Genomic DNA, 1,360 nt, shown 5'->3' with positions numbered 1-1,360 from the left:
ACGGGAAAGTTCCCGCACTACTTTATTACTTTTATGAGCGGGGAAAACTGACATTCGGTTATACGCGCATTTTCCACTATCTTTCACTCGGAAAAGGTAGTTACTGGAATGATGTAGAAGATTCTGTGCATGGAAAAATACGTGAAACTATTGATGTAACTGAAACTGTTTCATCCCAGGTTCTTGTTTCTTATCGAAATGCAGGCTGGTAAGTATGTCATCCAGAAAATAAGGAAGAATAATCTGTATCTTCAATCGTATATTACATTACCCTCTATTATAGAGAGGGAATCAACATGAGTTTAAAAAGAGCAATCGATGTTATCTCGATTACTCTTTTCCATGTTGGTCAGTATCGTGGAATATATTTTTTGCTACGAATAATAATGATGGACTTTTTAGTAAAAAAGACATTTCATAAACAGTTGACATTCGATAAAAAGTATTGTATGCTTTAAAATAACAAATAGTGCAAGATATGAGTGGGGAAGCCGGTATGGGAAGAGAAAAGAGAGGGAAACAGACACTTAGGAAAAAGATGATGGTTGTTATGCTGATCAGTACGATGTCAAGTATCCTTGCAGTGGTGATTGTGTCATATATGACAATCCGAATGATACGGAATGACAGTATTCAGGAAAGCATGCAGATATATCTGGAACAGATAACGCGGGAGATGGATAGTGCTTATTATGACATGATCAGTATTGTCAACCAGATGAGCCCTAGCGGACTTATTGGAAACGTGGTAGAGTCTTATTTAAGTGCTGAGGATAATTTTGACAAGTATATGGGACAGAAATCACTCAGAGAAGAACTGGTAAAGCTCGGATATGTGAATACAAAGCTGCTCGGTGTTACTTATTATGACCTGGAAGAGCAAAGTGAATTGATCAGAAATATCAATGTCAGGAATCTGGATCAAGTATATCAGACTATCCCTAATGTAACTGAAAATATTGGAAATACAATCCAGGCTATGCATTCATCCTGCCTGGGGATCAGGGAAAGACCGGTGATATCGGTAAAGCGGAGGGTTTCCTTCAGCAACAGGCAGAAAATGGATATTTATGCAGAGATAGAGCCGGATATGAGTGTTGCGGAAAGGTTAAACAAAGAAAACTGGACATATACTTATATGGAACTGGATGAGAATGGTATTGTGCAGTACAGTAATAACCCTGCGATTATCCGGGGGCAGCAGCTCCTGTCCAAATTGCCGGAAAAAGAAGAGTATGCGGTGACAAGCCAGGAAGGATATATGGTCATGGTATACCGCAGTGAGATAGGATATGCGAATGCCATTGCGCTGCCGGAGAATACATATCAGAAAGAAATGAATATGTGGAGGCTGAAGCTG

At 39.3% G+C, this 1,360-nt stretch carries 2 protein-coding genes; both read left to right on the top strand.

The window, feature by feature from the left end:
• Positions 1–212, top strand: a 212-nt coding sequence (locus WKT17_RS16200) for a hypothetical protein (RefSeq protein ID WP_340273701.1), incomplete at its 5' end; no start/stop codon positions are given.
• 284 nt (positions 213–496) lie between these two features.
• The coding region (locus tag WKT17_RS16195) for a hypothetical protein (protein WP_340273699.1) at positions 497–1,360 on the top strand (864 nt) is incomplete at its 3' end.

Origin of the sequence: Blautia sp. HCN-20427 (assembly GCF_037890365.1) — a bacterium.
In the GTDB taxonomy this organism is placed as follows: Bacteria; Bacillota; Clostridia; order Lachnospirales; family Lachnospiraceae; genus Blautia.
This window is presented reverse-complemented; position numbering and strand designations above follow the sequence as displayed.